The organism is Streptomyces sp. NPDC088553, from assembly GCF_044752965.1.
Lineage (GTDB): Bacteria > Actinomycetota > Actinomycetes > Streptomycetales > Streptomycetaceae > Streptomyces.
The window spans coordinates 687,290-703,259 of the sequence record NZ_JBIVMG010000005.1 but is presented as its reverse complement, the minus strand read 5'-3'; the positions used below and the strand labels follow the sequence as shown (position 1 = coordinate 703,259).

At 72.8% G+C, this 15,970-nt stretch carries 15 protein-coding genes; 8 read left to right on the top strand and 7 right to left on the bottom strand.

Translation table 11 applies throughout. The features are described from left to right. Positions 1-17: 17 nt before the first annotated feature. Positions 18-1,436, bottom strand: a complete 1,419-nt coding sequence (locus tag ACIP8Z_RS20090; protein WP_402085098.1) for an MFS transporter — start codon at positions 1,434-1,436, stop codon at positions 18-20. A 70-nt stretch (positions 1,437-1,506) separates the two neighbouring features. Between ACIP8Z_RS20090 and ACIP8Z_RS20085 the strand changes: the two genes are divergently transcribed. From ACIP8Z_RS20085 to ACIP8Z_RS20075, 3 genes are all read left to right on the top strand, one after another. After that, positions 1,507-2,142 carry a TetR/AcrR family transcriptional regulator gene (locus ACIP8Z_RS20085; RefSeq protein WP_402085095.1) on the top strand — a complete coding sequence of 212 codons (636 nt, stop codon included), beginning with the start codon at positions 1,507-1,509 and terminating at the stop codon, positions 2,140-2,142. Positions 2,143-2,246: 104 nt separating this feature from the next. After that, positions 2,247-2,375: a morphogenic membrane protein MmpB gene (mmpB, locus tag ACIP8Z_RS20080; RefSeq protein ID WP_402085093.1), complete on the top strand. Its 129-nt coding sequence runs from the start codon at positions 2,247-2,249 to the stop codon at positions 2,373-2,375. Positions 2,376-2,400: 25 nt separating this feature from the next. Continuing rightward, positions 2,401-3,006, top strand: coding sequence for a nucleoside triphosphate pyrophosphatase (locus tag ACIP8Z_RS20075; RefSeq protein ID WP_383867126.1), 606 nt, complete (start codon positions 2,401-2,403; stop codon positions 3,004-3,006). A gap of 41 nt (positions 3,007-3,047) precedes the next feature. On the opposite strand, the gene ACIP8Z_RS20070 is transcribed toward ACIP8Z_RS20075, so the two are convergent. Further along, positions 3,048-3,485 (bottom strand): hypothetical protein, encoded by a 438-nt coding sequence (locus ACIP8Z_RS20070; protein ID WP_402085091.1) that lies wholly within the window; start codon positions 3,483-3,485, stop codon positions 3,048-3,050. Positions 3,486-3,858: 373 nt separating this feature from the next. Between ACIP8Z_RS20070 and ACIP8Z_RS20065 the strand changes: the two genes are divergently transcribed. Continuing rightward, entirely contained in the window at positions 3,859-5,613 is a 1,755-nt protein-coding gene (locus ACIP8Z_RS20065) for an acetyl/propionyl/methylcrotonyl-CoA carboxylase subunit alpha (protein WP_402085088.1), read from the top strand. A 101-nt stretch (positions 5,614-5,714) separates the two neighbouring features. Beyond that, the gene (locus tag ACIP8Z_RS20060) at positions 5,715-6,260 is read left to right on the top strand and encodes a TetR/AcrR family transcriptional regulator (RefSeq protein WP_402085086.1); all 546 of its coding nucleotides are present in this window, start codon (positions 5,715-5,717) and stop codon (positions 6,258-6,260) included. 82 nt (positions 6,261-6,342) lie between these two features. On the opposite strand, the gene ACIP8Z_RS20055 is transcribed toward ACIP8Z_RS20060, so the two are convergent. Together ACIP8Z_RS20055 and ACIP8Z_RS20050 are read right to left on the bottom strand one after the other, a co-directional pair. Beyond that, positions 6,343-7,269, bottom strand: a complete 927-nt coding sequence (locus tag ACIP8Z_RS20055; RefSeq protein ID WP_402085332.1) for a DeoR/GlpR family DNA-binding transcription regulator — start codon at positions 7,267-7,269, stop codon at positions 6,343-6,345. A gap of 249 nt (positions 7,270-7,518) precedes the next feature. Continuing rightward, positions 7,519-8,958 (bottom strand): NAD(P)H-quinone dehydrogenase, encoded by a 1,440-nt coding sequence (locus ACIP8Z_RS20050; protein WP_073910114.1) that lies wholly within the window; start codon positions 8,956-8,958, stop codon positions 7,519-7,521. Between the two features lie 226 nt (positions 8,959-9,184). Between ACIP8Z_RS20050 and ACIP8Z_RS20045 the strand changes: the two genes are divergently transcribed. The 3 genes from ACIP8Z_RS20045 (at position 9,185) to ACIP8Z_RS20035 (ending at position 12,573) form a co-directional block, all read left to right on the top strand. Next, positions 9,185-9,622, top strand: coding sequence for a gamma-glutamylcyclotransferase (locus ACIP8Z_RS20045; protein WP_329282320.1), 438 nt, complete (start codon positions 9,185-9,187; stop codon positions 9,620-9,622). A gap of 209 nt (positions 9,623-9,831) precedes the next feature. Beyond that, positions 9,832-10,635, top strand: coding sequence for a purine-nucleoside phosphorylase (locus ACIP8Z_RS20040; RefSeq protein ID WP_030323930.1), 804 nt, complete (start codon positions 9,832-9,834; stop codon positions 10,633-10,635). A 285-nt stretch (positions 10,636-10,920) separates the two neighbouring features. Continuing rightward, positions 10,921-12,573: a phospho-sugar mutase gene (locus ACIP8Z_RS20035; RefSeq protein WP_402085083.1), complete on the top strand. Its 1,653-nt coding sequence runs from the start codon at positions 10,921-10,923 to the stop codon at positions 12,571-12,573. A gap of 229 nt (positions 12,574-12,802) precedes the next feature. Here the strand turns inward: ACIP8Z_RS20035 and ACIP8Z_RS20030 are convergent, their stop codons facing one another. Genes ACIP8Z_RS20030 through ACIP8Z_RS20020 form a run of 3 tightly spaced genes read right to left on the bottom strand, consistent with a single transcriptional unit; the run spans position 12,803 to position 15,904 of the window. Continuing rightward, complete coding sequence (locus ACIP8Z_RS20030; RefSeq protein ID WP_402085330.1) at positions 12,803-13,609, bottom strand: phosphate ABC transporter ATP-binding protein; 807 nt, start codon at positions 13,607-13,609, stop codon at positions 12,803-12,805. Positions 13,610-13,664: 55 nt separating this feature from the next. Further along, entirely contained in the window at positions 13,665-14,540 is an 876-nt protein-coding gene (locus ACIP8Z_RS20025) for a sortase (protein WP_402085080.1), read from the bottom strand. Then, the gene (locus tag ACIP8Z_RS20020) at positions 14,537-15,904 is read right to left on the bottom strand and encodes a hypothetical protein (protein WP_402085077.1); all 1,368 of its coding nucleotides are present in this window, start codon (positions 15,902-15,904) and stop codon (positions 14,537-14,539) included. Before ACIP8Z_RS20020 ends, ACIP8Z_RS20025 begins: the two co-directional genes overlap by 4 nt. Positions 15,905-15,970: the final 66 nt, after the last annotated feature.

Below are 15,970 nucleotides of genomic sequence, written 5' to 3'. Positions count from 1 at the left end.
TGCCGTCCCGCCACCTGTCACGTGCGGCGCAGGAAGAGGCCGGCCAGGACGGCTCCGGCGGCGACGATCGCCGCGTTCACGAGGACCGCGAGGCCGATGCCGTCGAGGAGCACGGGTGCGGTGACGACGACGGCGCTCATGATCGGGGTGCCCATGGTGATGCCGATCTGCTGGGTCATGGTGGCGAGCACGGTCGCGGTGCCCTGCTCGTGGTCGGGGATGCCGGAGGTGGCGGTGACCATGAAGCCGACGATGGCGAGCATGTTGCCGACGCCGCCGGCGAAGGTCGCGGCGAGGAGCAGCCAGAGGCTTCCGGGGCCTTCGCCGAGTCCGTACAGGGAGAGGGTCGCGACGGCCTGGAGGAGGCCGCCGGAGACCAGGGCCGTACGGGCGCCGAAGCGGCCGATGAAGCGGGAGGCGAACACTCCGCCGAGGACCGTGCCCGCGCCGAGGACGCCGAAGGAGAGGCCGGCGGCGAGCGGGGAGAAGTCGAGGACGTCCTGGAGGTAGAGCGTCATCAGGAAGACGAGTGAGGTCTCGGTGACGAAGGCGACGAGTCCGGCGAGGTTGCCCCAGACGACGGTGCGGCGCTTGAGGATGTGGAGCGGTACGAGGGGGGCGGCGGCCCGGCGTTCGACGAGGACGAAGGCGACCAGGAGCGCGGCGCCGGCCGCGAGGGCGGTGAGCGCGGTCGGGTCGGTCCAGCCGTGTTCGCCGCTGACGGTCAGGCCGTAGACGAGGGCGAGGAGTCCGCCGGTGACGGTGATGGCGCCGGGCACGTCGAGGCGGGGGCGGACGGCCGGGCGGCTCTCGGTGAGGACGGCGGGGGCGACGAGGAGGACGGCGAGGGCCACCGGCACGTTGACGAGGAACGCCCAGCGCCAGGAGAGCAGGTCGGTGAGGACGCCGCCGAGGATCGCGCCGGTGGTGAAGCCCGCGGACATGAGGGCGCCGTTGAGTCCGAGGGCGCGGGCGCGCAGCGGGCCCTCGGGGAAGGAGGCGGTGAGGAGGGAGAGTCCGGCGGGGGTGACGGCGGCGGTGGCGAGGCCCTGGGCGACGCGGGCGGCCATCAGCATCTCGGGGCCGGTGGCGAGGCCGCCGACGAGGGAGGAGACGCCGAGGAGCGCCATGCCGCCGAGGAAGAGCCGGCGGCGGCCGACGAGGTCGGCGACGCGCCCGAAGAGCAGGGTGAATCCGGCCGCCGCGAGGGCGAAGGCGGTGGCGATCCACTGGAGGCCGCCGAGGCTGAAGCCGAGTCCCTGCCCGATGACGGGCAGGGCGACGTTCAGGATCGAGAAGTCGACGGCGAGCATGAACTGGGCGACGAGGAGGACGACGAGGACGAGCCGCATCCGTCCGGTCATACGGGTGTCCGCCGGGCCTGCGGCGGGGGCCGCGGGCTGTTCGACGGGTGTGGGGTGATCCAGGGCAACCATGCGTACGACCCCTTAATGGGAGACTGGTTCCGTTAAGATGTCCCGTACCGTAGCAGAGTCGATGGCGTTAATGGAACAGGAGACCCATTTGACTGAGAGCCGACCGGCCTCGCCCGGCACCCTGCGCCCTGGTGGCCGTACCGCGAAGGTCCGCAGGGCTGTCCTCGACGCCACCCAGGACGCACTCGCCGACGCCGGCTTCCATGCCCTGAACATGGACCGGATCGCCGCGACCGCGGGCGTCGGAAAGACCACCGTCTACCGCCGCTGGGGCTCCCCCGTCGGCCTGGTCACCGACCTCCTGCACGACATGGCCGAGCAGTCCCTGCCCGCCTCCGACACCGGCAGCCTCGCGGGCGACCTGCGGACCAACGCCGAACTCGTCCGCGCCACCCTCACCGACGCGCGGATGGGCGCCGTCTTCCGCGCGGTCATCGCGGCGGCCGCCTGCGACGAGGACTGCGCCCGCGCGCTCGCCGGCTTCTACCGGACCCGGCTCGGCGAATGGGCCCCCGTCGTCGCCAAGGGCGCGGCCCGCGGAGAGATCCCGGCGGGGACGGACCCGACCGAGCTGCTCCGCGCCGTCTCCGCGCCGCTGTACTACCGCTTCGCGGTCACCCGCGAGGAGGTCACCGCGGAGGTGGCGGAACGGGCGGTCACGGCGGCGCTCGCGGCGGCGCGGGACGGCGTGTTCATCCGGACGTAGCCGTCAGGCGATCTTCCGTTCGCCCGCGAATAGTCCCTCGGCACCGGGGCGCCTGAGTATCCGTACTCAGGCGCCCCGCCCGCCCCGCCCCCAGGATCGGAGGCATGCTGTGGTCCGACCCGAAGAATCAGCCGCCGAAGTTCATGCGCGACATGCAGGCGAGGCTCCGTCGCGCGGGCGTGCTGCTGGCCCTGGCGATGGTGGTGGCGATGTTCGTGGTCAGCGCCCGCTGAGGCCGTGACTGGCTACGCTGCCCCCATGACTGCTGAACCGCGCCGTGTCGTGCTCGCCTCCGCCTCCCCCGCCCGCCTCAACCTGCTCCGTCAGGCCGGGCTCGCCCCCGAGGTGATCGTGAGCGGCGTCGACGAGGACAAGATGCACGCCCCGACGCCGGCCGAGCTCGCGCTCGCCCTCGCGGAGGCGAAGGCCGCCCATGTCGCCGCCCGCCCCGAGGCGTTCGGCGCACTGGTCATCGGCTGCGACTCGGTCCTGGAGCTCGACAAGCAGGCCCTCGGCAAGCCGGCGGACGCGGAGGAGGCCACCGCGCGCTGGAAGGCGATGCGCGGCCGGGTCGGCATCCTCCAGACGGGTCACTGCGTGTACGACACGGCCGCCAAGCGCTACGAGTCGGCGACGGCCTCCACCGTGGTCCGCTTCGGCGAGCCGACGGACGCCGAGATCGCGGCGTACGTGGCGAGCGGCGAACCGCTGCACGTGGCGGGCGCGTTCACCCTGGACGGGCGCTCGGCGCCGTTCATCGACGGCATCGACGGCGACCCGGGCAATGTGATCGGCCTGTCGCTGCCGCTGCTGCGCACGCTGCTCGGGAAGCTGGGCGTGCAGATCACCGACCTCTGGACCTGACGGACCGTCGTGCGGGCGCTTCTCCCTGGACGCGTGTGCCCCTACGCGGGTGCCGGTGCCCCTTCGTGGGGCTCGGCGCCCTTCTCGTACCCCTTTCCGTACGCCACGAGGGTGAGCACGATCAGGCCGAGCACGAGCATCATGAAGGCGAACGCGCCCCAGCCGATCAGGCCGACGGTGACGGCGCCGAGGATGCCGTGGACGACCGCGCAGCCGATGAGCAGGCCCCGGCCGGCGCGGCCGGGCCGGCGGTCGCGGAGGCCGGCGACGAGGGCGACGAGGCCGCACAGGGCGAGCGCGACGCCGGAGGCGATGCCGAGCGCCCAGGTGCCGGTGTACATCGCGTCGGGGTCCATACCGTCGAGCGACATCGTCTGGATCTTGACGAAGCGTGCCATCACGGCGTTGATCGCGACGATCCCGGGCGCTTCGAGGAACAGCACCGCCGCCGTCACGAGAGCTATCGGTCTGCGGGCCACCTCGGCCACCCCCTGGATACGACTGTTACCGACAGTACGATCGACAGCGCGAAGGCTACTGGCCGGTAAACCCCTGGACAAGAGTGTGCGCACGACCGGCGGCGGCCGACGGCAGGGCAAAGAATCGTTGGGCCATTCGTAGGGACTCGACAAAGAAACCCGAATGGCGACTGGCCGCACGAACAGAGACCTGCGCCACACCTCGGAGCTACTGTGCCGTAAAGGAACCCTGCGTACCGTGGTGCGACAAGGGAATTCACGACCCGAGCAGGCCCGGGGTCACGCTCCGTGTGGGCAAGCTCACCACTGGGGACGGGTCGAAAGGCCGTGTCGGCAGTCCCTAAACTCAGCTTGTTTCAAGGAGGGAGCCATCGTGCGCAAGGTGCTCATCGCCAACCGTGGCGAAATCGCTGTCCGTGTGGCCCGGGCGTGCCGGGACGCGGGTATCGGCAGCGTGGCCGTGTACGCCGAGCCGGACCGGGATGCCCTGCATGTCCGGGCGGCTGACGAGGCGTTCGCTCTGGGCGGTGACACTCCGGCGACCAGTTATCTGGACATGGCGAAGGTGTTGCAGGCCGCGAAGGACTCGGGCGCGGACGCGATCCACCCCGGCTACGGGTTCCTCTCCGAGAACGCGGAGTTCGCGCAGGCCGTCCTGGACGCCGGTCTGACGTGGATCGGCCCGCCGCCGCAGGCGATCCGCGACCTGGGTGACAAGGTGGCGGCGCGTCACATCGCGCAGCGCGCCGGAGCCCCGCTCGTCGCCGGTACGCCCGACCCGGTCTCCGGCGCCGACGAGGTCGTCGCGTTCGCCGAGCAGCACGGGCTGCCGATCGCGATCAAGGCCGCCTTCGGCGGTGGCGGTCGCGGTCTGAAGGTCGCCCGGACGCTGGAAGAGGTCCCGGAGCTGTACGACTCCGCCGTCCGCGAGGCCGTCGCCGCGTTCGGCCGGGGCGAGTGCTTCGTGGAGCGCTACCTGGACAAGCCGCGGCACGTGGAGACGCAGTGCCTGGCCGACTCCCACGGCAACGTGGTCGTGGTCTCGACGCGTGACTGCTCGCTGCAGCGCCGCCACCAGAAGCTCGTCGAGGAGGCGCCCGCGCCGTTCCTCACCGAGGCGCAGAACGCCGAGCTGTACGCGGCGTCGAAGGCGATCCTGAAGGAGGCCGGCTACGTCGGCGCCGGCACGGTCGAGTTCCTCGTCGGCACCGACGGCACGATCTCCTTCCTGGAGGTCAACACCCGTCTGCAGGTCGAGCACCCGGTGACCGAGGAGGTCGCGGGCATCGACCTGGTCCGGGAGATGTTCCGGATCGCCGACGGCGAGGAGCTGGGCTACGGCGACCCGGCCATAAGGGGTCACTCCTTCGAGTTCCGTATCAACGGCGAGGACCCGGGCCGCGGCTTCCTGCCCGCACCCGGCACCGTCACCCTCTTCGACGCGCCGACCGGCCCCGGTGTCCGCCTGGACGCGGGCGTGGAGTCCGGCAGCGTCATCGGCCCGGCCTGGGACTCGCTCCTGGCCAAGCTGATCGTCACCGGCGCCACCCGCGAGCAGGCCCTGCAGCGCGCCGCGCGTGCGCTCGCCGAGTTCAAGGTGGAGGGCATGGCCACCGCCATCCCGTTCCACCAGGCCGTCGTGGTGGACCCCGCGTTCACGTCCGACCCGTTCCGGGTCCACACCCGGTGGATCGAGACGGAGTTCGTCAACGAGATCAAGCCGTTCGCCCCGGCCGGCGCCGACGCCGACGAGGACGAGTCCGGCCGCGAGACGATCGTGGTCGAGGTCGGCGGCAAGCGCCTGGAGGTCTCGCTGCCCTCCTCGCTCGGCATGACGCTGGCCCGCACGGGCCTCGCGGCCGGTGCGAAGCCGAAGCGCCGCGCGGCCAAGAAGTCCGGCCCCGCCGCCTCCGGTGACACCCTCGCCTCCCCGATGCAGGGCACGATCGTGAAGATCGCGGTCGAGGAGGGCCAGGAGGTCAAGGAGGGCGACCTGATCGTCGTCCTGGAGGCCATGAAGATGGAGCAGCCGCTCAACGCGCACCGTTCCGGCACCATCAAGGGCCTGAACGCCGAGGTCGGCGCGTCGGTCACCTCCGGCGCCGCGATCTGCGACATCAAGGACTGACCGACGGCACCGGGACCGGTCACGGTCACCGAGTACGGTACGAAGGGCCCGCAGGCAGCCGCCTGCGGGCCCTTCGTCGAGGGGAGGGCGATCCACCAGCCATGCGAGCCGACGCACGACGCAACCATGAGCGGCTGCTCATCGAAGCCCGCGCCACCTTCGCCGAACAGGGCGCCGACGCTCCCCTGGAGGAGATCGCGCGGCGCGCGGGCGTGGGCATCGGCACCCTCTACCGCCACTTCCCCACCCGGGCCGAGTTGCTCAGCTCGGTCTTCCAGGAGGCCCTCGCGGAGCTCCTGCACCGTTCGGGAGAGCTGGCCGAGGCCGAGGAACCGTGCCGGGCGCTCGTGGAGTGGCTGCGGGCGCTGATCGCCCACGCGGGCGAGTACCGGGGGCTCGCACACGCGCTGATGTCCGCCTCGTACGACCGGAGTTCGGCGCTCGCCCAGTGCAGCGAGCCGCTGCGCGCGGCGGGTGAGCGGCTGCTCGGGCGCGCCAGGGAGGCCGGTCTGGTGCGTGCCGACGTGTCGATCGGCGATCTGATGCAGCTGACCAACGCGATCGCGCTGGCGGCGGAACAGTGCCCGGAGGACGCGGAGTTGGCGGACCGCCTGCTCGCGCTGACCCTTCGGGGCATCAAGGACTGAGAAAGACCGGGGCGGCAACTGCCGCTGCGGCAGGGAAGGTTCGACGGCGGCGCGCGGGACCCCTGGGGGAGGGCCCCCCGGCTCAGCGGCGCCGCATGTCGGCGACCCGCGCCGTGCGCTCCAGCGTCTCGGCGGCCATCCCTCCGCCCGGTCCCCGGAACTGACCCGCCGCCATCCGGCCGCGCTGCACCGGGAGCGGCATGTCACGGCGGGGCCGGGCGCCCGGGGGGACCTGGTCACCGCCCGTGGGGCCGCCCGCGGAGCCCGTACCGGCGACGGCGATCTGCACGCCCTGGTCGGCGAGGGCCTGGAGCTCGGTGGCGGCCCGGTCGTCGTGGGCGGGCGGTTCGTCGGTCACCAGGCGGGTGATGACGTCCGTCGGCACCGTCTGGAACATGGTGTCGGAGCCGAGCTTGGTGTGGTCGGCGAGGACCACGACCTCGGCCGCCGCCTGGACCAGCGCCCGGTCCACGCTCGCGGAGAGCATGTTGGACGTGGAGAGGCCGCGCTCGGCGGTGAGCCCGCTCCCGGAGAGGAAGGCGCGGGAGACCCGGAGCCCCTGGAGCGACTGCTCGGCACCGCTGCCCACCAGGGCATAGTTGGAGCCGCGCAGGGTGCCGCCGGTCATCACGACCTCGACCCGGTTGGCGTGGGCGAGGGCCTGGGCGACCAGGAGCGAGTTGGTGACCACGGTCAGTCCGGGCACGCGGGCGAGCCGGCGGGCCAGCTCCTGCGTGGTCGTCCCGGCGCCGACGACGATGGCCTCGCCTTCTTCGACGAGGCTCGCGGCGACGTCGGCGATGGCCGTCTTCTCCGCGGTCGCGAGATGGGATTTCTGCGGGAAGCCGGATTCTCGCGTGAATCCGCCCGGCAACACCGCACCGCCGTGCCGGCGGTCGAGGAGTCCTTCTGCCTCAAGGGCCCGTACGTCTCTCCGTACGGTCACCTCAGAGGTCTGGACGACGCGGGCGAGCTCGCGGAGCGACACGGCCCCATTGGCTCGCACCATTTCGAGGATCAACTGGCGACGTTCTGCAGCGAACACGAAACTGACAGTAACGTGACCGGCCGATACTTTTCAGCACTATGCGCCGAATTGCAGAAGATGCACACAGACGGGGCCTCCAAGTGGTATGGGAGACCCCGCCGTTGATCCGTCGTGCGCCAGGACTATGCCCCGCCTTGCCGGGGGTTGTCCAAGTCGGCGAACCGTTCCCGCAGGCGGGAGCCGTGCGCCGGAGGGCCGCCCGGAGGGATGTCAGACCTCGCCCGCGGACTTCCGGGTGTGCAACTGCCGTGCCACTTCCGCGATCGAACCCGACAGGGAGGGGTACACGGTGAAAGCATTTGCGATCTGTTCGACGGTCAGATTGTTGTCGACCGCGATCGAGATCGGATGGATCAGTTCGCTCGCCTTCGGCGCGACGACACAGCCGCCGACCACGATCCCGGTGCCCGGACGGCAGAAGATCTTGACGAAGCCGTCCCGGATGCCCTGCATCTTCGCGCGCGGGTTGCGCAGCAGCGGCAGCTTGACGACCTTGGCGTCGATCTTGCCCGCGTCCACGTCGGCCTGCGTGTAGCCGACGGTGGCGATCTCGGGGTCGGTGAAGACGTTCGACGAGACCGTCTTCAGGTTGAGCGGGGCCACCGCGTCGCCGAGGAAGTGGTACATCGCGATACGGCCCTGCATCGCGGCCACCGAGGCGAGCGCGAAGACACCGGTCACGTCACCCGCCGCGTACACGCCGGGGGCGGTCGTACGGGAGACCTTGTCGGTCCAGATGTGACCGGAGTCCTTCAGTTTGACGCCCGCCTCCTCCAGACCCATTCCGGCCGAGTTCGGGATCGCGCCGACCGCCATCAGACAGTGCGTGCCGGAGATGACCCGGCCGTCCGCGAGGGTGACCTCGACCCGGTCGCCGACCCGCTTGGCGGACTCGGCGCGGGAGCGGGCCATGACGTTCATGCCGCGGCGGCGGAACACGTCCTCCAGGACGGCGGCGGCGTCCGGGTCCTCGCCGGGCAGCACGCGGTCGCGGGAGGAGACCAGGGTGACCCGGGAGCCGAGGGCCTGGTAGGCGCCGGCGAACTCGGCACCCGTCACACCGGAACCGACCACGATGAGCTCCTCCGGGAGCTCCTTGAGGTCGTAGACCTGCGTCCAGTTCAGGATGCGCTCGCCGTCCGGCTTGGCGTCCGGCACCTCGCGCGGGTGGCCACCGGTCGCGATCAGCACGGCGTCCGCGGTCAGCGTCTCCTCGGTGCCGTCGGCGGCCGTGACGACCACCTGGCGGGAGCCGTCCATCGCCTGCCGGCCGGAGAGCCGGCCGCGGCCGCGCAGCACCCGGGCGCCGGCCCGGGTGACGGAGGCGGTGATGTCGTGCGACTGGGCGAGCGCGAGGCGCTTCACCCGTCGGTTGACCTTGCCGAGGTCCACGCCCACGACACGGGCGGCCTGCTCCACGTGCGGGGTGTCGTCCGCGACGATGATGCCGAGCTCCTCGTACGAGGAGTCGAAGGTGGTCATCACCTCGGCGGTGGCGATCAGGGTCTTGGAGGGGACGCAGTCGGTCAGGACGGACGCGCCGCCGAGGCCGTCGCAGTCGACGACGGTCACCTCCGCGCCGAGTTGGGCGCCCACCAGGGCCGCCTCGTATCCGCCGGGTCCGCCGCCGATGATCACGATCCGGGTCACTGGGATCTACGCCTCGCGCTCTCGTTCTGCCGGGGGGTCCCCCCGCTGGGATGCAGTGCGTACGCCATTGTCCCGCACGCTTCAAGTGCGTACCCCATTCTCCCGCACGCCCGGCGCGGCCTCACGCCGGGGCCTCCGAAGGGGTACGCGCGTCCCCCGGGCGTACCCCGCGGCCGCCACCTCGGAGTTCTCCGGACACCCCGCCCCCTCCCGTACCCTCGGTCCCATGTCGCTCTACGCCGCTTTCGCCGGCAACCTCGACGCGCGGCTGATGAGCCGCCGCGCACCGCACTCCCCACTGCGCGGCACCGGCTGGCTCAGCGGCTGGCGGCTCACCTTCGGCGGCGAGCAGATGGGCTGGGACGGCGCGCTGGCCACGATCGTGGAGGCCCCGCGCTCCCAGGTCTTCGTGGCGCTGTACGACATCGCGCCGATGGACGAGGAGTCCATGGACCGCTGGGAGGGCGTCGGGCTCGACATCTACCGCCGGATGCGGGTCCGGGTGCACACCCTGGACGGCGAGGAGCCGGCCTGGGTGTACGTCCTCAACGCGTACGAGGGCGGGCTGCCCTCGGCGCGGTACCTGGGCGAGGTCGCCGACGCGGCCGAGTCGGCGGGCGCGCCGCACGACTACGTGATGGAGTTGCGCAAGCGTCCCTGCTGACGCCGGCGGGAAGCCGGCCGGGGGTGTGGGAACCACCGAGGGCGAAGGCGACTCCTCCCCAGTGCCATTCGTCGGAAACGACAAGACAACGATCGCATGTCCGTCGGCATCGTCATCTACGCGCGTAGGCAAACTCCGGCTACGCTTCTGCGCGTATCAAATCCGTCCGGGGCCAGCCTCGGACCCCCCTCCCCGAGGCGAGAGAGTCAGTGAACGCAACTGCCACCCCGTACGAGGCCGCCGAGGCCGCTGCCGCACGTCTTCGCGAGCTGACCGGAGTCGAGAACCACGACGTCGCCCTGGTCATGGGCTCGGGCTGGGCGCCCGCCGTCGACGCCCTCGGTGCCCCCGAGGCCGAGTTCCCGGTGACCGACCTGCCCGGCTTCCCGCCGCCCGCCGTCGAGGGCCACGGCGGAAAGGTCCGCTCGTACAAGATCGGTGAGAAGCGCGCCCTCGTCTTCCTCGGCCGCACCCACTTCTACGAGGGCCGCGGTGTCGCCTCCGTCGCCCACGGCGTCCGCACCGCCGTCGCCGCAGGCTGCAAGACGGTCATCCTGACCAACGGCTGCGGCGGCCTGCGCGAGGGCATGCGCCCCGGCCAGCCGGTCCTCATCAGCGACCACCTCAACCTTACGGCCGCCTCGCCGATCGTCGGCGCGAACTTCGTCGACCTCACCGACCTGTACTCGCCGCGGCTGCGCGCGCTGTGCAAGGAGGTCGACGAGACCCTCGAAGAGGGCGTCTACGTGCAGTTCCCCGGCCCGCACTACGAGACCCCGGCCGAGATCAACATGGTCCGCGTGCTCGGCGGCGACCTGGTCGGCATGTCCACCGTCCTCGAGGCCATCGCCGCGCGCGAGGCGGGCGCGGAGGTCCTCGGCATCTCGCTGGTCACCAACCTGGCGGCGGGGCTCTCGGGCGAGCCGCTGAACCACGAGGAGGTCCTCCAGGCGGGGCGCGACTCGGCCGCCCGCATGGGCGAGCTCCTGACGCGCGTCCTCGACCGGATCTGAGCCTCCCGGCTCGCTGGGGCCGCTGCGCGGGGCCTCTTTCCCCACCCCGCCCCTTCCCGAACCAGGGGGCTCCGCCCCCGGACCCCGTACGGCCCGTCGCCGTGCCCTCGATCGCCTGCGGGCCGGATTCTCCGCCCCGCAGGCGGAGAATCCGGCCCCGCCGGCGTGTGAGGCGCGAGGTCCGGGGCGGAGCCCCGGTTACGGGAAGGGGCGGGGCGGGGAAAAGCTCCGCGCAGCGGCCCACCCCGCACCCACCCGCCGCCCGCCTCCCCCGAAAGGCACACCGTGACGCAGGACGATCTCCTCGCCCAGGCCCAGGCATGGCTCGCCGAGGACCCCGACCCGGAGACCCGGGAGGAGCTCGCCGCGCTCCTCGACCGCGGCGCGAGCGACGAGCTCGCCGCCCGTTTCGCCGGCACGCTGCAGTTCGGCACCGCCGGCCTCCGCGGTGAGATCGGCGCCGGGCCCATGCGGATGAACCGCTCGGTCGTCATCCGCGCCGCCGCCGGCCTCGCCGCGTACCTCAGGGCGAAGGGCCAGGAGGGCGGTCTCGTCGTCATCGGCTACGACGCCCGCTACAAGTCGGCCGACTTCGCGCGCGACACCGCCGCCGTGATGACCGGCGCCGGGCTGCGCGCCGCGCTCCTCCCCCGCCCGCTGCCGACGCCCGTCCTCGCGTACGCCATAAGGCATCTGGGCGCCGTCGCCGGCGTCGAGGTGACCGCGAGCCACAACCCGCCGCGCGACAACGGCTACAAGGTCTACCTGGGCGACGGCTCGCAGATCGTGCCGCCGGCCGACGCGGAGATCGCCGCCGAGATCGACGCGATCCGCTCGCTGCACGACGTGCCCCGCCCGGAGGCCGGCTGGGAGACCCTCGGCGACGAGGTCCTGAACGCCTACCTGGAGCGTACGGACGCGGTCCTGACCTCCGGGTCCCCCCGCACCGCGCGGACCGTCTACACGGCCATGCACGGCGTCGGCAAGGACGTCCTGACGGCCGCCTTCGCCCGGGCCGGCTTCCCGCCGCCCGCGCTCGTCGCCGCGCAGGCCGAGCCCGACCCGGCGTTCCCGACGGTCGCGTTCCCGAACCCGGAGGAGCCGGGTGCCATGGACCTCGCCTTCGAGGCGGCCCGGGCCGTGGACCCCGACCTGATCATCGCCAACGACCCGGACGCCGACCGCTGCGCCGTCGCCGTGCCCGACGCGACCGTCGTGGGCGGCTGGCGGATGCTCCGCGGCGACGAGGTGGGCGCGCTGCTCGCCGCGCACCTGGTGCACAAGGGCGCGACGGGCGTGTTCGCCGAGTCGATCGTGTCGTCCTCGCTGCTCGGCCGGATCGCGGAGGCCGCGGGCGTCGGCTACGAGGAGACGCTGACCGGCTTCAAGTGGATCGCCCGCGTCGAGGGCCTGCGGTACGGCTACGAGGAGGCGCTCGGCTACTGCGTCGACCCGGAGGGCGTCCGCGACAAGGACGGCATCACGGCGGCGCTGCTCGTGACCGAGCTGGCGTCGGTGCTCAAGGAGCAGGGCCGCACGCTGACCGACCTGCTCGACGACCTGGCGATCGCGCACGGGCTGCACGCCACGGACCAGCTGTCGGTGCGGGTCGAGGACCTGAGCGTCATCGCGAACGCCATGGCGGCGCTGCGCGAGCGGCCGCCGGTCTCGCTCGCCGGTCTGACGGTCGTGTCGGCGGAGGACCTGACGAAGGGCACGGAGTCGCTGCCCCCGACGGACGGGCTGCGCTACCACCTGGAGGGCGACTACAAGGCCCGGGTGATCGTCCGCCCGAGCGGCACGGAGCCCAAGCTCAAGTGCTACCTGGAGGTCGTGGTGCCGGTCGCCGCGGCGGTCGACCTGGTCCCGGCGCGGGCGACGGCCAACGAGGTGCTGGTGGCGATCAAGCGGGATCTGTCGGCCGCGGCCGGACTCTGATCCGCCGCGAAGACCGCCGGGCAGGACCGCGGACAGGACCGCCGCGCAGGACACGGTGGAAGGGCCGGTACGGAGTCTCCGTACCGGCCCTTCGGCCGTCCGGGTGAACCCCGTACGGCAGCTGATGCCGGACGACTCCCGCACGCCGGGGGCGTACGCCGGGGGCGGGCCCTCCCGGCCCGTCAAGCTCGCCGCCCGTCGGCCCGCCGCCCCGCCGGCCCCCGGCCCGTCAGCCGAAGCGGCCGTTGACGTAGTCGGCGGTGCGCGGGTCGGTCGGGGAGTCGAACACCGTCCCGGTGGGTCCCTGCTCGACGATCACGCCGGGGGTGCCCTGTTCGGCGAGGAAGAAGGCGCAGGAGTCGGAGACGCGGGCCGCCTGCTGCATGTTGTGGGTGACGATGACGACGGTGACCTCGGACTTCAGCTCGGCGATGGTCTCCTCGACGCGCCGGGTGGAGGTCGGGTCGAGCGCCGAGCAGGGCTCGTCCATCAGCAGGACGCGGGGGCGGACGGCGAGCGAGCGGGCGATGCACAGGCGCTGCTGCTGGCCGCCGGAGAGCGCCCCGCCGGGCTGCCGCAGCCGGTCCCTGACCTCGTTCCAGAGGCCGGCTCGGGTCAGGCACTCCTCGACGAGGTCGTCCTTGGCCTCCTTGCCGGCCCGGATGCCGCCGAGCTTCAGTCCGGCGAGGACGTTCTCGTACAGGGACATCGCGGGGAACGGGTTGGGCTTCTGGAAGACCATGCCGATCTCGCGGCGGGCGTGGGTGATGCGGCGGCCCCGGTCGTAGATGTCGGCGCCGTCGAGGAGGACCCGGCCTGCGAGCGAGGCGGTGCCGGTGAGCTCGTGCATCCGGTTGAGGATGCGCAGGAAGGTCGACTTGCCGCAGCCGGAGGGGCCGATGAGGGCGGTGACCTCACGGGCGGGCATGGCGAGCGAGACCCGGTCGAGGACCTTGCGGTCGCCGAACCAGGCGGAGACGGAGTCGGCTTCGAGGGCGGCGGCCCGGGACGGGGCCGTGGTGCCGCCGTCCGGCACGGGCGGCAGGGTGACGGTGTCGACGAGATCGGTCACGGTGTGAACTCCACAGCTCTCAGAGGAGGTTGGGCAGGAGCCGGGTCAGCTCGCCGGAGACGAGGACCCCGAGGGCGACGAGGACCGGGACGGCGGTGACCCAGGTCTGGCGGTTTCCCCAGCGGCGGCGGGCGAGGACGGTGAGCAGGGCGGCGACCAGCAGCGCCTGGGCGCCGAGGAAGATCCCGGGCCAGGCGTCGGGGTCGCCCGCGAGGGGCTTCTCGGCGGCGGTGATCCAGCCGGGGCGCAGCGGCCTGGGCGGGCTGGGCTGGGCCGCGCCGATGAGCCGGGCGTCGATCCGGACGACGTCCTCGGGGGTGTACGCGCCACCGCTCGCGGTCATGAGGGTGAGCCGTCCCTGGCCCTGGCCCAGAGCCGCGGGGTTGGGGTCGCCGGGGTGCCGGACGCCCGTGACCTCGTACACGGCCTTGCCCTGACCGGTGGTCACCTCGACGCGGGCGCCGTTCGGCAGCCGGTGCACGTCGTTGAAGGGGCTGCCGTAACCCCACTTGCGACCCATGATCACGCTGGTGCCGGCCTGGCCGGGCAGGGCGGTGTCGCGGCGGTGTCCGGGGCCCGACATGAGGACCTCGGAGGTGGTGCCCTCGGCGACGACCTCGCGGAGTCCGAGCGCGGGGATGCGGAGCAGGGCGACGGGCGCGCCCGGTGCGAGCGGTCTCCCGTCGAAGGTGAGCTGTCCCACCGGGGCGGTGCCGAGGGCGAGTTGCTCGCGCAGGTCGTCGTAGGCGGTGGACTGCTCGCGGGCGTGCTGGAGGTGTCCGACGACGGTGAGGTTGGCGGCGAAGCCGATGAGCAGCGCGGCGAGAACGCACAGCGCCGCCCCGGCCAGGGCGAGCCCGGCGCGGGGGGCGGTGGGTGGCGGTGCGGTGGTCACGGGCGGGCGCCCGCCTTGCGGCGGCGGGTCTGGATCACGGCCGCCGCGCCGAGGAGGCAGAGCGCGAGGGAGCCGAGGGCCGCGGAGGCGGCGGAGGCTCCGGTGGAGGCCAGGCTGCCGCCGTTGCCGCCGTCGGTGTCGGTACCGCCGGAGCCGCCGCTGCCGGAGTCGCCGGATCCGCCGTTCGTACCGGTGCCGCCGGAGTCGCCTCCGGAGCCGCCGCTCGTACCGGTGCCGCCCGTGGTGTCGGCGTCACCGCTCGCGGTCGGCGAGGGCGTGCCGGTCGGGCTCGGGGTGTCGCTCGGCGTCTCGCTGGGCGGGTCGGTCGGCGTGTCCGTCGGCGTGGGCGTGTCGGTGGCGGTGGGGTCGACGGTCGGGGTGGGGGTGCCGGTGCCGGTCGGCGTCGGAGTGGTGCCGGTGGGGGTGGGCGTGGGCCGGGTCACGTACAGCGAGTAGACGAAGGACGCCGGGGTGTGGGCCTCCGGGTCGGTGGGGGTGAAGGTGGCGACCACGGGCAGTCCGTCGTTGTTGACGGCGGACTCGGTGACGGTGACCTCCGCCTTCCCGGCGGTGACGTCGACGGTGCCGATGTCGACGAGTTCCTCGTTCACGAACTTCTGGAAGTTCACCGTTCCGGCGGCCTCCTCGGGCTGTACGTTCGCGATGATCCTGGCCGGTTCGCCCACGACGGCGGTGCCGGGTTCGGACACGACCTCAAGGAGGGTCGCCTTCTGTGTGATCGGGGCCCAGGCGTCACCGGTGACCTGGACCATCGTGGAGAAGAAGTTCTCCGTCTCGGCCCCGATCGCGGTCCGGCAGTAGAGGCGGAGCTCGTACCGGCCGTCCAGCGGGCCTTCGGGGATGAAGCGCTTCAGACCGTCCTGGAGCGACAGCGAGTCGGCCTCGACGTCGACGGGCCGGGTGAAGGCGCCACCGCTCAGGGGCTCCCCCGCGACGGTGACCGCGAGGTCGTGGAAGGTGCCGCTGAGGCCGGGCTCGACCACGCCGAGCCGGACCTTGACGTAGGGCCGCGCGGGGTCGGCCGGCGCGGGGCAGGCGGCGGAGGTGCTGACCCCCGTGCCGATGGGCTTGTCGGTGAGGGATCCCGAACCGCCCTGGAGCGTGAAGGCACCGTGCAGCGTGGCGGCCTTGGCGGGGGCGGCCATGGCCAGGACGACGGCGAGGGTGCCGCAGAGGACGGCGAGCGCCATGAGCAGCGCGACGGGTGATCTGAGTGGTGCGGGGCGGTTCATGCGAGTCCCCCAGGATCGGTTGCGGGAGTGGGTGGGCCGGCGGGCCGTCGCCTGCTCGGGCGGGGCGCCCGGCCGGCGGGAGGCCGGGAAGCGGTGGTGGTCGGCGCGCATGCGCCACGGGTACGCCCGGGGGCCGGGCACCCGAAGGTGCCCGGCCGGTGTGCGGTCAGGGAGCGG

Bases quoted from the DNA above. Each gene is read 5' to 3' on its own strand.
- ACIP8Z_RS20020 (WP_402085077.1), bottom strand. From the start codon at position 15,904: ATGCGCGCCGACCACCACCGCTTCCCGGCCTCCCGCCGGCCGGGCGCC.
- ACIP8Z_RS20055 (WP_402085332.1), bottom strand. From the start codon at position 7,269: ATGGTGCGAGCCAATGGGGCCGTGTCGCTCCGCGAGCTCGCCCGCGTC.
- mmpB (WP_402085093.1), top strand. From the start codon at position 2,247: ATGCTGTGGTCCGACCCGAAGAATCAGCCGCCGAAGTTCATGCGCGAC.
- ACIP8Z_RS20075 (WP_383867126.1), top strand. From the start codon at position 2,401: ATGACTGCTGAACCGCGCCGTGTCGTGCTCGCCTCCGCCTCCCCCGCC.
- ACIP8Z_RS20085 (WP_402085095.1), top strand. From the start codon at position 1,507: ATGGAACAGGAGACCCATTTGACTGAGAGCCGACCGGCCTCGCCCGGC.
- ACIP8Z_RS20045 (WP_329282320.1), top strand. From the start codon at position 9,185: ATGTCGCTCTACGCCGCTTTCGCCGGCAACCTCGACGCGCGGCTGATG.
- ACIP8Z_RS20090 (WP_402085098.1), bottom strand. From the start codon at position 1,436: ATGGTTGCCCTGGATCACCCCACACCCGTCGAACAGCCCGCGGCCCCC.
- ACIP8Z_RS20060 (WP_402085086.1), top strand. From the start codon at position 5,715: ATGCGAGCCGACGCACGACGCAACCATGAGCGGCTGCTCATCGAAGCC.